Origin of the sequence: Spirulina sp. CCNP1310 (genome assembly GCF_034932185.1) — a bacterium.
GTDB lineage: Bacteria > Cyanobacteriota > Cyanobacteriia > Cyanobacteriales > Spirulinaceae > Spirulina.
In genome coordinates, this window is the sequence record NZ_JAYGHW010000092.1 from 77,170 (window position 1) to 92,561 (window position 15,392).

A 15,392-nucleotide genomic window follows, 5' to 3' on the forward strand; every position below is an offset into this window, starting at 1 on the left:
TAAATTTGGTGTTGCCATCTAGAATTAGGTTAGCTGTGATCGCGTCTTGGGATTGCCTGTGAAGCTCAGAGCCGTAAATAAACGAACACCTTTCCAAAACCCAGTTTGGAATTTATTTTTGTAGATTTCTAGATGAGGCAAGCGGTTCCCAGCAAAGCAGATATTTTACTGGTGGACGACACACCGGAAAATCTCCGGTTGCTTTCAACGGCATTAATCCAGAAGGGATATAAAGTCCGCAGTGTGATCAATGGGCGCATGGCCCTGATGGGGGCGAAGGCTGCCCCCCCGGATCTGATCCTGTTGGATATTTGTATGCCGGGAATGAATGGCTATGAGGTTTGCACTCACCTCAAGGATGATCCAACGACGGCAGATGTGCCGATTATTTTCATCAGCGCCCTTGATGAAGTGATTGATAAGGTACAGGCCTTTGCGGTGGGTGGGGTGGACTACATCACGAAACCCTTTCAGTTTGAGGAAGTTTTGGCGCGGGTGGAGAACCAACTGACGATCCGGCAGTTGCGTCGCTCCCTTGAATCCCTCAATGGCCAACTAGAGGAGCGAGTGCAGGAGCACACCCAAGCCCTAGAGCGAGAAATTCAAGAACGAAAGCGGGCCCAAAATGAATTACTCCACCTGGCTCTCCATGATCCCTTGACTCAACTGCCCAATCGTAGCCTTTTGATGGATCGCCTTGAAGCGATGTTGTTCCATAGCGAACAGCAGCCGGATTATGGGTTTGCGGTGCTGTTTTTAGATTGCGATCGCTTCAAACGCATTAATGATTCCCTCGGCCATACGGTGGGCGATCGCCTCCTAGTCGCCATTGCCCAACGTCTCAAGCAATGCATCCGGCCCCAAGATACCCTAGCCCGTTTAGGGGGGGATGAATTTGCAATTTTAATTGATGGTTGTGAGGATGCCAAAACAGGACTTGACCTAGCCCAAGCCTTAAACCACAGCCTCACCGAACCTTTTTACCTTGCCAATTACGAAATTTTCATCAATGCCAGTATTGGAGTGGTGTTTAATAGCGATCGCTTCTATCAACAAATCCATCCCACTTCAGCCCCCTACTGCTTAAACCTACGCTACACCGATGCAGAACACCTATTGCGGGATGCCGATACCGCCATGTACCGCGCCAAAGCCCTGGGCAAAGGCTGTTATGAAGTCTTCAGCCCCGATCTCCATTACCAAGCCCGCAGCTTATTGGAGTTAGAAACCGATTTGCGCCGGGCCCTAGAGCAGGAAGAATTTCTCCTTTATTATCAGCCCATTGTCGCCCTCCAACGGGGTAAAATTGCCGGATTTGAAGCCTTAATCCGTTGGCGGCATCCCAAAAAAGGGTTTATTTCTCCCGCTGAATTTATCCCGGCGGCGGAGGAAACCGGCTTAATTGTTCCCATTGGCGAATGGGTCTTTCAAACCGCCTGTCATCAACTCAAACAATGGCATGATTTAGCAATAACCACGGAACCGTTAACGATGAGTGTTAATTTTTCAGTTCGCCAATTTTCCCAAGCTAATTTTATTGGCAGAATTGAATCAATTTTAGACCATACCCAAGCAGATTGCGGCTGCTTAAAGCTTGAAGTAACAGAAAGTGTCTTAATTGATCAACCGGAATCAGTAATGTCTTTATTGCATGAGTTGAAGGCTAAACAATTAAAATTGAGCCTTGATGATTTTGGCACGGGTTTTTCGTCCTTAAGTTATCTCCACCGTTTCCCGATGGATACGTTAAAAATTGACCGCTCATTTATTGGTCGCATTGGGGATAATCCCAAAAATTTAGAAATTGTCCAGGCAATTATTTCTTTAGGTCATAACTTAGGCATTGAAACCATTGCTGAAGGCATCGAAACCCCCCACCAACTGGCCCATTTACGCGCCCTCGGCTGTGAATACGGCCAGGGCTATTTTTTCGCAGAACCCATCGCCGCAGCGGATGCAGAGGCATTGCTGGCCCAAGATCCCTGTTGGTAGGATCCCCCCTGCCCCCCTTAAAAAGGGGGGTGAAGAGAAAAACCCCCTTTTTAAGGGGGTCGGCGTAGCCGGGGGGATCAGGCTCTACTGCAATTGGGCGATCGCCCCCCGATTAATTAACACCCCTTGGGTGAGCAAATCTCGCACCGTGGCCAATAATAATCGTTGTTCATTCACTTCAAATTGCACCGCGATCCGATCAACCCCCGCCTCACCGGGGGGGTTTAAGGGGGCAATACAGACGGAATCTTTGCCCTCGGTGAGGGAACGGTATTGGGCTTGGTGTTGGAGGTGTTGGCTCACCATTCGTCCTTGGTCATCGTAGGTGACGGTGGCAGCGGTGGTGTTGCCCAATTCCCCCACATCAAGACGGATTTCTGTTTGGCCATCTCGTGCGACTTGGAGCGTTAAGGGTTCATCGCGCACGGTGGGGTAACGGGTTCCGGCGGCAAAGAGGTTGAAATAGCTATAGGTGCGGGTGGCGGGTTCCCACAGGCGGATCGCGTAGCTGTGATGGAGGTAATCAACGACGGTTACTCTTTGCCCTAGGGCTAAAGCACCGTGACAGACGGCTTCAAAGGGTTTTTCTAAATGGAGGCGCGATCGCCCAAAATAGGCCGCAATCAATTGCTGCACCGCTGGCATTAAACAACTTCCTCCCACCAGCAACACCTGCTCAATATCGTTCTTATGCACCCCTTGATTAAGGGCAATTTGTAACACCGTATCGAGGGCATCGCGGAGATGTTCGAGGAAATCCTGCTGTTCGAGAATTTGTTCGAGGCGATCGCGGTCTAAACTCACCTCATAAACCATCAACGTTGTCTCATCGAGCCAACTTTCTGAGGCAGTAAATTGATCTGAAAGGCGAATTTTCAACCGTTCCGCTACTTCTACCAAGCCATGCCAAGCCGTCGGCTGTAAGGATTGCCGGGGGATACCTTCCCTTTCTAAATAATCCTCCGCGATCCAAATATCCACATCTTCCCCTCCCACCAAGGCATCAGCCTTGGCAATCACCACCCCCTGCACCGCCTCATTTTCTCCCCGAAACTGTGTCCGCACCAAACTCAGATCTAACGTCCCTCCCCCAAAATCCACGACCAGAACTAAGGCATTGGGATGGGTTAAGCCATAACCCAGAGCCGCTGCTGTGGATTCATCGACAAACTGAATGGAGGCAATCCCCTGCTGTTGGCCCCAGGCTTGGAACCAATGGAGATAGGCCTCAAAGGCCCCCACGGGTACGGTGAGGATTAGGTTTTGGGGCGCAAACGGAGCGAGTTGTTCCCAAATTTGGTTTAAAAAATGGGTGGCAATATCCCGATGGCTGTAGCTCTGGCCATCCAATTGGCGGGGCGGGATGGGAAAGGCGGCAACCAGATCCCGCTTGAAGTGGCGAAACCGCCGCTGAGGATCCCGCTCCCCTAAACGGCGCGATCGCACCAACTCCCCAATCATTACCGTCTCCCCATCCTGAACATAGACCCAACTGGGAATCACCGGAACCATCGTGCCATTAGCCAGATAGAACATCCGACTTATACCAGGAAACTTCAAAGTTTCCGGGGCTTGGGTATCCGGGGCCAGGAGGCTAACGAGGGTGTTGCTCGTGCCGAAATCGATCGCAATGGTGGTCATGGTGGTTTTTTAGTGAGAAGTGAGGAGTGAGAAAAAATCTAACTCTTTTCTTCCTACTTCCTACTCCCTACTTCACAACAACAGCCGCGAATCACCGGGCTGGGGAAATTCTGAAGGGGTTGGTGTGGGGGGGGTTGGGGTTGGTGTGGGTTCGGGTTGCGGGGCGGGGGGTTGGGCGGCGGGGCCATCGTAGAGGCGGACGAGGAGATTGACGAGGGTTTCCCGTTGACTTTGGTTGAGGCGGTTGAGGGCGGCGCGATCCGCGCTGCTTGGCTCCGGTTGGAGTTGACGGGCAAAGGGGTATTGCTCCGGATTGATGGTTTCATTGGCCCCCAAATAATCCGCGAGGGTGAGCTTCCAATCAAGGCGGAAGAGGGGCGATCGCCGTTTGAGTCGTTGGTGGTAATGGAGAAAGCGGAAAATTAACGTATTTTCCGGTTGGGTTACGCCAGCCTGTTGGTAGTGGTTTTCGAGGGGGAGTTCGGGCATTGCTGCATAAACCGCCGCCGCCACATCGGGGAAGGTTTGGCTGGCCACAGGGGCCGCCCCGAAGAGGACAGCGAGAAAAGTAGCCATTGCCAAAACCAGAGCCACAAACCAACGGGAAACTGCCATAGCCTTAATCACTAATAATTTCCGGCTGGGTCAACTCATCGGACATCTCAATCACGGCGCGAATCACCGGCTTCATCATCGATTCATCATGATTCTCAAAATCTTCATAACGACGACGTTTCGCCCGGTTGGCCACCTGTACCGTAATCCGATAACGGTTAGAAGCTGCCTCCATCAGTTCATCGGCACGGGTGGTAATTTCACCAAAATCAAAGGGCAAACGTTTAGCCATGGGTTCAGGATTTTGCAGAGATAACGCCCTTCATTGTAAGGGATATGGAATCCGGTTGTAGAATCGATGGATGTAGGGGCGAAAATTTTTCGCCCCTACGCTGACTGGCGCAACAAATGCCCCAGGAGGTAGAGGGAGCCACAACAGACGATGCGATCGCTCTCCATCCCACAGGCGGCGGTGAGGGCGGGAATAATATCGGGGTAGCAATGGCAGGCGGCCAGGTCGGGGCAAAGGGTTTGGGCGAGGATGGCTAAATCTTCGGGGGTGGCGGTGAGGTGGTCGGGGACGGGGACGAGGTGGAGGGTATCCCCTGGCCTTAATAGGGCTTTGAAAATATCGCTGTGATCTTTGGTACTGAGCATTCCCATCACCCAAGTAATGGGTTGGGGGGGAAGGGTATCGAGGTATTGGCGCAGGGCTTCAGCGGCGGCGGGGTTGTGCGCTCCATCAAGGAGGATTTCTCGCCCTTGCCATGGGTAAGGTTGCAGGCGGCCGGGCCATTGGGTTTGGGCCATGCCGGTTTGTATGGCTTGCGCGTCGATTTGCCAACCCTGTTGTTGGAGTTGTTGGAGGGTGGCGATCGCCAAGGCGGAATTTTGCAACTGTACCCCTCCCTTTAACGGTAGGGGATAGCTTACCCCTAGGGCTGTGGCCCAACCCGGTTGCTCACTCCATTGGGCTGGTGCGACCCATTGGGCAGGGCAGGCCAGTTCTGTAAGGCGCGACTCTACCACTGCCTCAGCTTCGGGGGGCAGTTGGCCAATGACAGCGGGGCAGCCCGGTTTGAGAATCCCGGCTTTTTCACGGGCAATATGGCTCAGGGTGGGGCCAAGGCGTTGCCAATGCTCCAAACTCAGGGAGGTAATCACGCTCACCAGGGGATGATCATTGACATTCGTCGCATCCAATCGCCCCCCCAACCCCACCTCAATCACGGCAATATCCACAGCTTGCTCGGCAAAGTAGAGCCAGGCCGCAGCGGTGACAATTTCAAACACTGTCGGCGGTTCAAATTGGGGATCAATGGCGGCAATGACCCGCTGGCAAAGATCTTCCAAATCCTGGAGATCAATAAATTGGCCATTGAGCCAAAACCGTTCAGGCCAATCGATCAAATGGGGGGAAGTGTAGCGGCCAACGCGATAACCGGCGGTATGGAGGACGCTGCTCAGGTAGGCACAGACGGAGCCTTTGCCGTTTGTGCCAGCCACATGGATGAAGGCCACGCAGTCTTGGGGATTCCCCAGGGCTGCTAACAGCCGCTTGATCCGTTCAAGGCCAAGATGTACGCCAAAATGTTGGTAGGGTTCAAGGAGATGATTGAGGGTCACGATCGCAGTTAAATTTGAAAATAATCGTTAAAAATCCATTGCCAATCTTGACGGTTTTTGATCCCTACGGCTAGATCTGAGGTTGGGATTACTTTGGGGAGGGTGATAGGTACGCTAACGCGGATCACTTTGCTCTCGCGGATCGCCCTCGGATTTCTGGGATAAAATTGGGACACCTAGACTCCGAACCGGGTCAGGACGGAGCAAACCTAAACAATTCAGTGCAATCAGCCAAATGGTCATGGTCAGACAGTCACAGGGGCAACTCCCCATCAAACAACGACTCACCCGATTGGGCTTGGGAATGGTAACGGCTTTGGGTCTAGGGGCGCTCGCCTCCCTGTTTAACCCCAACCCCGCCCACGCCCAATTTATTATTACCCTTCCCGACGGTGTACGTTGTGAAGGGCAATTTAGAGGTTATACCGGCAATGGCATTTGTCAATATCCCGATGGCTATTATCGCGGCGACATTCTCAACGGTCGTCGCCATGGCCGAGGCGTTTTCTACTACTACGACACGGAAACCAGTAACGAAAACTTTCAAACCGTTTACGATGGCCAATTTCAAAATGGCCTCCCCCATGGCCGGGGTAAATTCATCTATGGCAACGATAACCGCTACGATGGCGAAGTCCGCAACGGCCTCCCCCATGGCACAGGGTTATTCACATTCCGCACCCAAAACCCGACGATGGAAGTAGGCGATATTGGCGACCCTTACTTAATGGGTGTCAATTGGAATCAACCGGAATATCCGAGCCGTTACTATGGAGGAGTCCAGGACGGCCTCCCCTCCGGACGGGGTTCGATGGTTTACGGAGCTTGTCGGGATTATAACGGTGATCTCCGCTGTGCTCGCCATGATGGCCTATTTCGCAATGGCTTACCCCATGGCCAAGGAACCTACACCTCCAATAACTGTGCCACCCGTAATGGACGTTTAGAATGTATCCGTTTTTCCGGTAATTTTTGGTCAGGACATCCCAACGGCACAGGCACTCTTTCCTTCCCCAATGGCACCACCTGCCAAGGTCAGTTTAATGATGTGACGATGAGCGGTCAGGCAACTTGCACCTATGCCAATGGCGATCGCTATACCGGCGAACTGCGTTTAGGTGTACCCCATGGCATCGGTCGGATGCGTTATGCTAATGGTCGCGTCTATGAGGGTGAATTTCAACTGGGTGATCCAACCCCCCGCATTATTCGTGAACCGGAAGCACCAGACACGAGCGATCGCCCCCCCCAACTGCCCCGCTAACTGCGTTCATAGTGAGCCAAAATCGCCCCAATTTGCGATTGGGTGGAAGAGTTAGCATCAAAGGTCAAAGCTAACCCCTCCACCTGACTCTTGCCATAGTCAAAAGTGGCGCTCTCTGAATACAGTTGAATCTTGACCGCCATCACCCCAGAAACCTGCTCCAGTTGAGCCGCAATTTCGCGATAAACCGCAAGGGGCAAAGGGGAGCAACACCAAAATTTTTCCACAGCCTTGATCATCCTCGCTGGATTAACATCAGAGGCAAATAAGCAGCAGTAGGCGTTCCGCCTTCACCCAACACTTTTACCACTTCAATGCCCAATTCTTCAAAAACAACCCGAGGTGTACCGCCGCGATTGGGTTCAATCCGTTTCACCAACACTTGACCCCCTTCTAGATATTCCCCTTCGCGCACATAACGACTCTTACCATCGGAGGATTCCACGATCGCCACCCGGCGGCCATCGGGTTGCACCACCACGCCAGTCACTTTGAGGCCTTGGGCGAGGGTGGGGGTTGGCAGTTCCGGTAAGTCTGGTTCAAAGGGTTCATCCGGTGAACTCGGTGGGCCACCTGGCCCCTGGGGAGATTGGGGAGATTGGGGCGTTTGGGGAAATTGGGGAATGAGGGGGACAGGGGGTTGAGGCAGTTGGGGAATTTGGGGGATGTTGGTGGAGGGAGCAGAGGGAGTACGTTCGCCTCTAGGGCCAATTTGGGGGATGAGGGGTACGGGCATTTGCGGTAAGTTAGGGATTTGGGGCAATTGATCCCCTAGGCCTCTCTGGACTTGACCACCACTCACAACATTTTCAGGTACGGGAATGGTGGCAAAGGGGTTAGAGCGGCCCTGAGCCGCCAGTCTCACCGCCGCATCGGCACTCACCAAGGGAATTAGACCTTCTGCGGCCACATCCTCATCTTCTTCAGGATCTGCTGCTTCGGCATCAGTGGTTTCTCCCCCTTCCACGAGGGGATCAGGAAATGGTGCATCTTGGGGGGCTACGGGGACAGGTTCAACCACAGCCCCATCTTCTCCCCCTCCGAAAAACGGCAAAGAAGCACACCCCGTCATTAGGGTACAGAAAACAGTCAATCCGGTTAACAGTCGTTTGTCGCGCATGATCCAAATCCCTTTACTGCATCGCCATCGCCTTCACCAGCCGATCTGAGTATAAATCACACGACAAGAAACGGGTTGGTTTTGGGAGAATTTTCTCTCTAAAGCAAATTAGTTTTTCTGCATCGAAGTTTTGAGGGCATCGAGGCCCTTTTTCAACCGCCGCGAAACAGTGATCACGCTAATCCCTAAGCGATCCGCCACCTCTTTTTGGGTGAGGTCATGGAGAAAAACAAATTCTAAAACATGGCGGGTGCGCTCTTCCAGTTGCACCAAAGCCTGCTGGAGGCGAATTTGATCATCCTGGGCCAGTTGGAAACTGCGATAACGATGATCCGGAACCAATTCCCCTAAACAGGTGGAACCCTCATCACTGTCCCCCATGGGGCTATCGAGGCTGAGGGGTTCGCGGTTTTGGTGGGCGAGTTTGATTTCCTGCCATTGGGCGAGGGAAAGGTTAAGGGCGATCGCCACTTCCTGATCCGTCGGTTGGCGGTTGAGTTGGATCCGTAAATCCTGGCTCACCTTCACCGCCCGCCGCTGCATTTCCAACCATTGGCGGGGAATCCGGATCGGCGTACTCTTATCCCGCAGGTAATGCTGGATTTCACCACGAATATAGGGAATCGCAAAGGAGCTAAAGGCATGGCCCTTGGTGACATCAAACCGCTCAATGGCCCGAATCAGGCCCAAGCAACCCACCTGCATCAAATCTTCATAACTTTCATGGCAGCGCTCTACCCAATGGTGGGCCTCCCGACGCACAAGACCAATGTTCATCTGCACAATCTGATTCCGCAACTGAGGGTCAGGGTGGTTGCGGTAGGTTTGTAGCAAAGAAAGGCTGTCACTTTTGACGGTGCGTGAGGTTGGGGACATTACATTTAGAATGCCTCAGGGCAATGAACAGGATAGAGGGTTGAGGATCTGGGGGGATGAGTGGGAAGGAGTCTCTAGGACATCTACCCTCATGGGATGGTGATTTTAATAGGAGTTGAACTGGATTGTCCCTTAGATCTCCCCTTAGTTTAGTCTGGGTTGTGGTGAATGGAAAGCGTATTTTCCTCAAAAAAATAAAAAAACCTGACAACCGCCGAAGGCGATCGCCAGATTCAGACTCAAAACTCGACTGGAAATGGGGTCTAGGCTTTGGGTTCAACCCGAGCGTAGAAACTCCCCTTAATTTTCACTTCTTCAGGATCATCAGCCCCTAAATCCGTATCCGAAGGCTGCACGCTCACGAAAGTGCCAGCAATTTCCCCGGTTTCTCCATCAACTTTGGTGATCTGTAAAGACATTTCACCTTCGCCGGTTTGATAGCGTTTGACGTTGGCGCGGTTCAATTGCTCCTCATCGGCTCCCGCAGGAAGCGCGACGGCATTATCATAACCACTGGCCACACCCCGACCCTTGGGATCAAGGAACACAGAACCCCGGTAGGAAGGCACAAAGAATTTCCCTTCAAAATCCGTCGAAGCATTTAACGTATCAAAACCTGGCTCAGTTTTGCCGTCAAAATGCTTGACCGTGAACATGAACGGCACTTGCTCGCCACCGGGCAGCAGGATCGTAATCGGTTGGAAATCAATCCCTGCCTCTTCTGTAAAGGACAAAACCCCATTGCTATCAGCGGTTAGCGTGCCGCTGATGGCCGCTAAACTGGAGGTGTAGCGGGTCAAGACTTTGCCTTCCACAAACTCCGGATTTTGACGTTTGTTGGTGGGTTCTTCCTTAACGAAGTATTGCTTCGGCTCTAAGCACATGCCGGTGATTTCATAGGCTTTACCCGGAGCAATGGCGATCGTCCCCCGGGCAGTTTCGTCTAACTCCGGGCAACCATTGGCTAGCCCCGTATTGACGATTTCGTCATAGGTCAGTTGGCGATTGGTGGCATTGGCCGGCCCATCACTACAGGCGGTCAGTAGCCCTAGGCATAGGGCAAAAAAAGCAATCAGTAGTCCGCGATAATACTTCATGATTAACCTCGTTTTTGTCAATCTCTGCGTTTAAAAAATAGCCGCAAGCAGTTGAGATCGCCGTTGAACATCTCTAAAATGGCTGCGTTTGGATGACAAGCTCAACATCCAGTAGGGCCGCTGCAATTCTAGTCAATAGGGGTTTGACCTCCCAGATTGTGCTGATGTTTTCACGATCTCACTTAGGCTGTCGTGGGGTTGAAACACCCCACATTCAAAGTTTTGGCGCAACTTTTGCATAAAGCACATTGTACACGGGTACGTTCCTTTTCCTTAACGGGTTGGGGCGATCGCCCCAAATCCGTTCAACCCACGAGAAATCAAGGCGATCGCCCCCCCCAATCCCGACAGGGAACCGCTTAGGCGTATGATTTGAGGGAGCATTGGCTCTGTTTGCTGTTTACTTGTACCTATGGAACGCGATCACAACGCCCCGAATCCCTGCGAGGCTGAACTCACTCGTCTTTTAGCCGCGCTGCTCGACCTCGCCCATCAACAGGAAGGCGATAGTCTAGCCACGTTAAATATTTTGCGATCGCTCAGTGCTACCCATGCCCAAATCCGCGACGATCTTTTTCTGCCCCATTTGCCCACCACCCGCCACGATCTCGCCAATCTGCTCCGGGATATGGAGGAAACGGGGGGTTGGCCCTTCATTGAGCGGATGCGCCTCCAAGCCCTCTTGATTAACCTCGATTGGCAGATGGGAATTTACCCTGATCCGGAAAAGTAGCCTCGAAGAATCAGGCTACAATTAGACCGAGATCAAACGCTTCAGGACACCTAAAACTATGGCTTTCACCCTTAATCCGATTCGCTTTGGTACCGACGGTTGGCGGGGGGTGATTGCCGCCGATTTTACGATGGAGCGGTTGGTACAGGTCGCCCCCATTGCTGCGACGGTGTTGGCGGCAAACTATGGCCATGTGGAGCAAAATCGGCTAATCATTGTCGGTTACGATCGCCGCTTTATGGCGGAAACCTTTGCCCAGGCCGCAGCGGAAGCGGTGCAGGCCATTGGCTTTGATGTGTTGTTGGCGGAGAGTTACGCCCCCACGCCGGCCTTTTCTTGGGCCGCGAAAGCGCAAGGGGCCTTAGGGGCTTTGGTGTTAACCGCTAGCCATAACCCCGCCAGCTATTTGGGTTTAAAGGTGAAAGGCTGGTTTGGGGGGTCGGTGACGGCGGAAATTACGGAGCAGATTGAGGCCCGGCTAGGGGAAGCTCTGCCCCAGGATGTCACCCCCGGAACCCTCAACCGCTTTGATCCTTGGGAAAGCTATTGCGGAGCATTACGGCAAAAGGTGGATGTGGGGCGGATTCGCGAGGCGATCGCCTCTGGCTCCCTCCAGGTTTATGCTGATGTGATGCATGGGGCGGCGGCCACGGGGTTAGAGCGGCTGCTAGGGATTGCGATTCATGAACTCCATAGCGATCGCGATCCCCTCTTTGGCGGCGGCGCACCGGAACCGCTCCCCAAATACTTAACGGAAATCATGGCGACGATCCGCGCTGCTGCTACAAATCAAGAGCCGGGGATTCGGGTCGGATTGGTGTTTGATGGGGATTGCGATCGCATTGCCGCCATTGATGGCCAAGGGGAGTTTCGCAGTTCTCAGGTTTTGATCCCGATTTTGATTGAGCATTTATCGACCCATAAGGGGTTTACCGGGGAAATTGTCAAAACGGTGAGCGGCTCGGATCTGATTCCCAAATTAGCCCAACGGCTCAATATTCCCCTGTTTGAAACCCCCATTGGCTATAAATACATTGGCGATCGGATGCTGCAAACTGATGTCCTCATCGGTGGGGAGGAATCCGGCGGCATTGGCTACGGCACACACATTCCGGAACGGGACGCGTTGTTATCGGCCCTCTATCTATTGGAGGCGTTGGTGGAATCGGGCCAAGATATTGGCGATCGCCACCGTCAACTCCAGGCCTCCGTAGGCTTCACCTCCACCTATGACCGCATTGATCTCCCCCTGGCAACAATGGCGGTGCGCAATGCCCTCGTGGAGCGGCTCCAGGCGGCAGTTCCGGAAACTGTGGCGGGGAAAGCAGTCACGGATTGTTTAAGCATTGATGGTTATAAGCTACGGTTAGCCGATGGCAGTTGGCTGCTGATCCGCTTCAGCGGCACAGAGCCGGTTTTGCGGCTCTATTGCGAGGCGGCCACGATGGAGACAGTGCAGGAAATCCTCCATTGGGCCAAGGATTGGGCCAATTCCACAGCGGTTTAACAGAAGCATTCCAACGTTTGCCAGTTGCTGCCAAAAACCCCACCCCCTACCCCGACCAGGAGAAAATTTCTGAAAAACTTTCCCCTCCTCGTTCCCCTCCTCGTTGGGGTGCTCGTAGGGCGGGGTGGGTTCCGGTTGCCAAATTGAGATGTACTCCGTATATTCACTGAGTTAAAATTATTTCTTCAGCGAAAATCCAAGAATATACGGACAAAGCTTGTGAAATTGAAAATCACTTGTTGTGTAGCTCTACCAATGCTTTATAAAGACACTAATTTTGATGAAAAGTCTGTAAAGATAGCTTGAACCCTATTGTCATGGGGAAAACTCGCCATTAGGATAGGATTGTTCAGGAAAAGATTTTTTCCCCCTAAGCCTTCAATGCTTTCCCACAAGCACAGCTTAGATTCTCCAGAGAAAAGTTAAACGACTTCCCCCACCGACGCAGTGGCTCAGGTTGCCTCCATCTACTAAAAACTTTTGATGTCCTTACTATAGATAAATTGGGAGCGTGATGATGACCTTTACTACCTTGAAAACCCTGGTTGCTGCCAGCGCAATTACTCTTTGTGCCTCTGCCCTGTTGCCCTTCGCAGCCCAAGCCCAAACCTGGAACTACTCTCTTGACTCCTTCTCCGATGGAACCGGCGGCTTAATCCGAGATGGCATCAACTACAACGCCAAGGGGCAAGTCACCACAGGATCTGCTGCCCATGGCGTAGGACTGTTCAGCCAATACGAGCATTTTGGGATGGCCTACAGCGTCAACAATGACACCGTTACCTTTGCTTTTAACTCGAACCTCGCTTTGAACGGTTGGTATGACAGCGTTGCTGCCGATAAGAATATTGGCTGGGGGGATATGTTCCTCAACCTCGATAAAAGCTTAAGCTTTGAGCAGGCAAAAGCCCAAGGTAAAGTCCTCGGTATTCGGTTTGCCGGAAGCAATGACTCTGGTGTTTCGGGAACCGGGATTTTCAGCGGGATTACGACGATGAACGTCACCGGCAGTAACAACGGTTGGAGTAGCTATAACCAATACAACAACTACGTTAACGGGCAAACCGTTAAAGTCAATAACAAAACTGTCGGAACGGGCGCAGTGGAGTTAATCGACGGCATGACCACCACTGACGCGCAAACCTATCTGGGGGCCCACGGTCATTCGGTGATCAAAACGGGTGAAAAGGTGGGTGATATCAATCTCCTCGACTATGCCCAACTCTCCACCATGGGTTTAAATTTCGGATCTCAAGCCGCTGGCCAAACGATGGGAACTCAAACCTTCGGGTTTAGCTTTGCTCGTTCCCTGCTCCCTGGCGGTGAATTGAACTGGGTCGCCCATGTGATGGCAGAATGCGCCAACGATACGATGGGAACCGCTGGAACCTTTGCAGCCATTCCCACCCCTCCCCCTGGCACGCCCGGCAGTCCTGGTAAAACCGAGGGAGCAACCCCAGAACCCGGGACAATCATCGGTTCGATCGCCGCTTTGATGTCGATGATGGGTTATAAGAAACGCCAACAAATGAAAAAAGACGCTTAAGCCTTCATCATCATCCTCCCCGATGAATTAACGATTACGGTGCTGAAACTCAGCACCGTTTTTTCGGGTTGGGGTAGATGAGGCGCACCGAATATGCAATGGGTTGCCATGTTCACAGGTTTTTCACAACTGTTGCTTTATAGTAATGGGTATTGTTGCTTTGCACCTACCTTGATTGCCTCCCATGACCCAGCCTTACTCGTTAAACTCTGACTTAACCGCTGCTGCCGTCACACCTGTTACGCTGATTCAAGGACTGGCGGCTCAATTGCAACCCTATTGTGTTGAGAAGTTTACGGGTCAACTGACCGTTAGCCTCAATGGCGGTTTAGCCTGGGATTTTTACCTTCATTTGGGGCGGTTGGTCTGGGTAGGGCGGGGAGAACATCCGGTGCGGCAATGGCGGCGATCGCTCCTCATCCATTGCCAAGGCCTCGATCCTAAAGAATTACAGGACTGCGCCGACCTCAATAGCCCGAACCCTGAATATCATGCCCTCGTGATGCTGACGCTGCGGCAAAAAATTAACCATGGTCAGGCGATCGCCATCGTTACAGAAGTGGCGCAAAATAGCTGTTTTGATCTGATCCGGGCGATCGCCCTCGCCTCCCTCCACGCCGAGAGCGAACCCTACACCCTCACCGTTAACCCCACGGTGCGCCCCTCCAGCACTGGGATGCTTCCCCAAGCGGCAATGCTGGACTTAATCGCCACCCTCCACCACAGCCAAGGGGAATGGCAAAACTGGGTGGCAGCGGGCTTGAGCCACTGCTCCCCCAACCTCGCCCCGATCATCGTCGATGCCGCCCTCCTGGAAAGCCACAGCCCTAACCACTACCAACAACTGAGCCGCTTAATCAATGGCCAGCGCAGTCTTCGGGACATTGCCGCCCTCAAGGGTCAAACCGTGATGGCCATCACCCGCGCCTTCATCCCCTTCATTGAAAATCACCTTCTCACCCTCGCCGTCCTACCCCACGATCTCCCCCGCCAACCCCAAAAACCCACCCCCCCAACCGCCCAAGCTGATCCCGCCCGCAAACCGCTCATCGCCTGTATTGATGACGATCAACGGGTGCAGGCCTGCCTCCATAAACTCCTTACCAACGCCGGTTATCGCGTCCTCAGCATCACCAACCCCATTGAAGCCCTGCCCCTGTTGCTCAAATATAAACCCGATGCGGTGTTGTTGGATCTGGTGATGCCCATCGCCAACGGTTATGAAATTTGTGCGCAAATTCGCCGGGTGAGTGAGTTTAAAAACCTGCCGGTGCTGATGTTGACGAGCAATGATGGGGTGGTGGATCGGATGCGGGCGAAAATGGTGGGCGCTTCGGGGTTTTTAACAAAAACCACCAGCGGCGCAAAGCTCAAGGCAGCCCTACAAGCCCAATGTACCCCGACGGCGTAATCCCGCTTTTGAGAAAAGAGGATA

Annotated in this window: 14 protein-coding genes; 6 read left to right on the forward strand and 8 right to left on the reverse strand. The window is 52.8% G+C overall.

Annotated features, from left to right (window positions below; all coding sequences use genetic code 11):
- Positions 1-132: 132 nt before the first annotated feature.
- A complete protein-coding gene (locus tag VB712_RS16790; protein ID WP_323256801.1) occupies positions 133-1,992 on the forward strand; it encodes an EAL domain-containing protein in 1,860 nt (619 codons plus the stop codon).
- A gap of 84 nt (positions 1,993-2,076) precedes the next feature.
- Here the strand turns inward: VB712_RS16790 and VB712_RS16795 are convergent, their stop codons facing one another.
- The 4 genes from VB712_RS16795 to VB712_RS16810 all read right to left on the reverse strand — a co-directional run bounded on the left by VB712_RS16795 (position 2,077) and on the right by VB712_RS16810 (position 5,814).
- Positions 2,077-3,633, reverse strand: a complete 1,557-nt coding sequence (locus VB712_RS16795; RefSeq protein ID WP_323256803.1) for an Hsp70 family protein — start codon at positions 3,631-3,633, stop codon at positions 2,077-2,079.
- A gap of 72 nt (positions 3,634-3,705) precedes the next feature.
- Positions 3,706-4,248 carry a hypothetical protein gene (locus VB712_RS16800; protein ID WP_323256805.1) on the reverse strand — a complete coding sequence of 181 codons (543 nt, stop codon included), beginning with the start codon at positions 4,246-4,248 and terminating at the stop codon, positions 3,706-3,708.
- A gap of 4 nt (positions 4,249-4,252) precedes the next feature.
- Complete coding sequence (locus VB712_RS16805; RefSeq protein WP_323256807.1) at positions 4,253-4,480, reverse strand: DNA-directed RNA polymerase subunit omega; 228 nt, start codon at positions 4,478-4,480, stop codon at positions 4,253-4,255.
- Positions 4,481-4,575: 95 nt separating this feature from the next.
- Positions 4,576-5,814, reverse strand: coding sequence for a folylpolyglutamate synthase/dihydrofolate synthase family protein (locus VB712_RS16810; protein WP_323256809.1), 1,239 nt, complete (start codon positions 5,812-5,814; stop codon positions 4,576-4,578).
- A 241-nt stretch (positions 5,815-6,055) separates the two neighbouring features.
- Between VB712_RS16810 and VB712_RS16815 the strand changes: the two genes are divergently transcribed.
- Positions 6,056-7,078 carry a hypothetical protein gene (locus VB712_RS16815; protein ID WP_323256811.1) on the forward strand — a complete coding sequence of 341 codons (1,023 nt, stop codon included), beginning with the start codon at positions 6,056-6,058 and terminating at the stop codon, positions 7,076-7,078.
- On the opposite strand, the gene VB712_RS16820 is transcribed toward VB712_RS16815, so the two are convergent.
- The 4 genes from VB712_RS16820 to VB712_RS16835 all read right to left on the reverse strand — a co-directional run bounded on the left by VB712_RS16820 (position 7,075) and on the right by VB712_RS16835 (position 10,171).
- Positions 7,075-7,317 (reverse strand): hypothetical protein, encoded by a 243-nt coding sequence (locus tag VB712_RS16820; RefSeq protein ID WP_323256813.1) that lies wholly within the window; start codon positions 7,315-7,317, stop codon positions 7,075-7,077. The genes VB712_RS16815 and VB712_RS16820 overlap by 4 nt on opposite strands.
- Positions 7,314-8,198 carry a hypothetical protein gene (locus VB712_RS16825; RefSeq protein WP_323256815.1) on the reverse strand — a complete coding sequence of 295 codons (885 nt, stop codon included), beginning with the start codon at positions 8,196-8,198 and terminating at the stop codon, positions 7,314-7,316. The genes VB712_RS16820 and VB712_RS16825 overlap by 4 nt, the downstream gene beginning before the upstream one ends.
- A gap of 108 nt (positions 8,199-8,306) precedes the next feature.
- Complete coding sequence (locus tag VB712_RS16830) at positions 8,307-9,074, reverse strand: RNA polymerase sigma factor SigF (RefSeq protein ID WP_323256816.1); 768 nt, start codon at positions 9,072-9,074, stop codon at positions 8,307-8,309.
- Between the two features lie 263 nt (positions 9,075-9,337).
- On the reverse strand, positions 9,338-10,171 hold the full coding sequence (locus VB712_RS16835; protein ID WP_323256818.1) for a photosystem II manganese-stabilizing polypeptide: 834 nt from the start codon (positions 10,169-10,171) through the stop codon (positions 9,338-9,340).
- Positions 10,172-10,583: 412 nt separating this feature from the next.
- On the opposite strand from VB712_RS16835, the gene VB712_RS16840 reads away from it, so the two are divergent.
- From VB712_RS16840 to VB712_RS16855, 4 genes are all read left to right on the forward strand, one after another.
- Complete coding sequence (locus tag VB712_RS16840) at positions 10,584-10,904, forward strand: hypothetical protein (protein ID WP_323256820.1); 321 nt, start codon at positions 10,584-10,586, stop codon at positions 10,902-10,904.
- Between the two features lie 58 nt (positions 10,905-10,962).
- Positions 10,963-12,411: a phosphoglucomutase/phosphomannomutase family protein gene (locus VB712_RS16845; RefSeq protein WP_323256822.1), complete on the forward strand. Its 1,449-nt coding sequence runs from the start codon at positions 10,963-10,965 to the stop codon at positions 12,409-12,411.
- A 517-nt stretch (positions 12,412-12,928) separates the two neighbouring features.
- Positions 12,929-13,957, forward strand: a complete 1,029-nt coding sequence (locus VB712_RS16850; protein ID WP_323256824.1) for an XDD3 family exosortase-dependent surface protein — start codon at positions 12,929-12,931, stop codon at positions 13,955-13,957.
- A gap of 184 nt (positions 13,958-14,141) precedes the next feature.
- Positions 14,142-15,368 carry a response regulator gene (locus VB712_RS16855; RefSeq protein WP_323256826.1) on the forward strand — a complete coding sequence of 409 codons (1,227 nt, stop codon included), beginning with the start codon at positions 14,142-14,144 and terminating at the stop codon, positions 15,366-15,368.
- Positions 15,369-15,392 lie beyond the last annotated feature (24 nt).

Excerpts from the sequence above, each read along its gene's own strand:
- VB712_RS16855 (WP_323256826.1), top strand. The coding sequence starts at position 14,142 with ATGACCCAGCCTTACTCGTTAAACTCTGACTTAACCGCTGCTGCCGTC.
- VB712_RS16835 (WP_323256818.1), bottom strand. The coding sequence starts at position 10,171 with ATGAAGTATTATCGCGGACTACTGATTGCTTTTTTTGCCCTATGCCTA.
- VB712_RS16795 (WP_323256803.1), bottom strand. The coding sequence starts at position 3,633 with ATGACCACCATTGCGATCGATTTCGGCACGAGCAACACCCTCGTTAGC.
- VB712_RS16840 (WP_323256820.1), top strand. The coding sequence starts at position 10,584 with ATGGAACGCGATCACAACGCCCCGAATCCCTGCGAGGCTGAACTCACT.
- VB712_RS16805 (WP_323256807.1), bottom strand. The coding sequence starts at position 4,480 with ATGGCTAAACGTTTGCCCTTTGATTTTGGTGAAATTACCACCCGTGCC.
- VB712_RS16815 (WP_323256811.1), top strand. The coding sequence starts at position 6,056 with ATGGTCAGACAGTCACAGGGGCAACTCCCCATCAAACAACGACTCACC.
- VB712_RS16790 (WP_323256801.1), top strand. The coding sequence starts at position 133 with ATGAGGCAAGCGGTTCCCAGCAAAGCAGATATTTTACTGGTGGACGAC.
- VB712_RS16830 (WP_323256816.1), bottom strand. The coding sequence starts at position 9,074 with ATGTCCCCAACCTCACGCACCGTCAAAAGTGACAGCCTTTCTTTGCTA.
- VB712_RS16800 (WP_323256805.1), bottom strand. The coding sequence starts at position 4,248 with ATGGCAGTTTCCCGTTGGTTTGTGGCTCTGGTTTTGGCAATGGCTACT.
- VB712_RS16820 (WP_323256813.1), bottom strand. The coding sequence starts at position 7,317 with ATGATCAAGGCTGTGGAAAAATTTTGGTGTTGCTCCCCTTTGCCCCTT.
- VB712_RS16850 (WP_323256824.1), top strand. The coding sequence starts at position 12,929 with ATGACCTTTACTACCTTGAAAACCCTGGTTGCTGCCAGCGCAATTACT.
- VB712_RS16845 (WP_323256822.1), top strand. The coding sequence starts at position 10,963 with ATGGCTTTCACCCTTAATCCGATTCGCTTTGGTACCGACGGTTGGCGG.
- VB712_RS16825 (WP_323256815.1), bottom strand. The coding sequence starts at position 8,198 with ATGCGCGACAAACGACTGTTAACCGGATTGACTGTTTTCTGTACCCTA.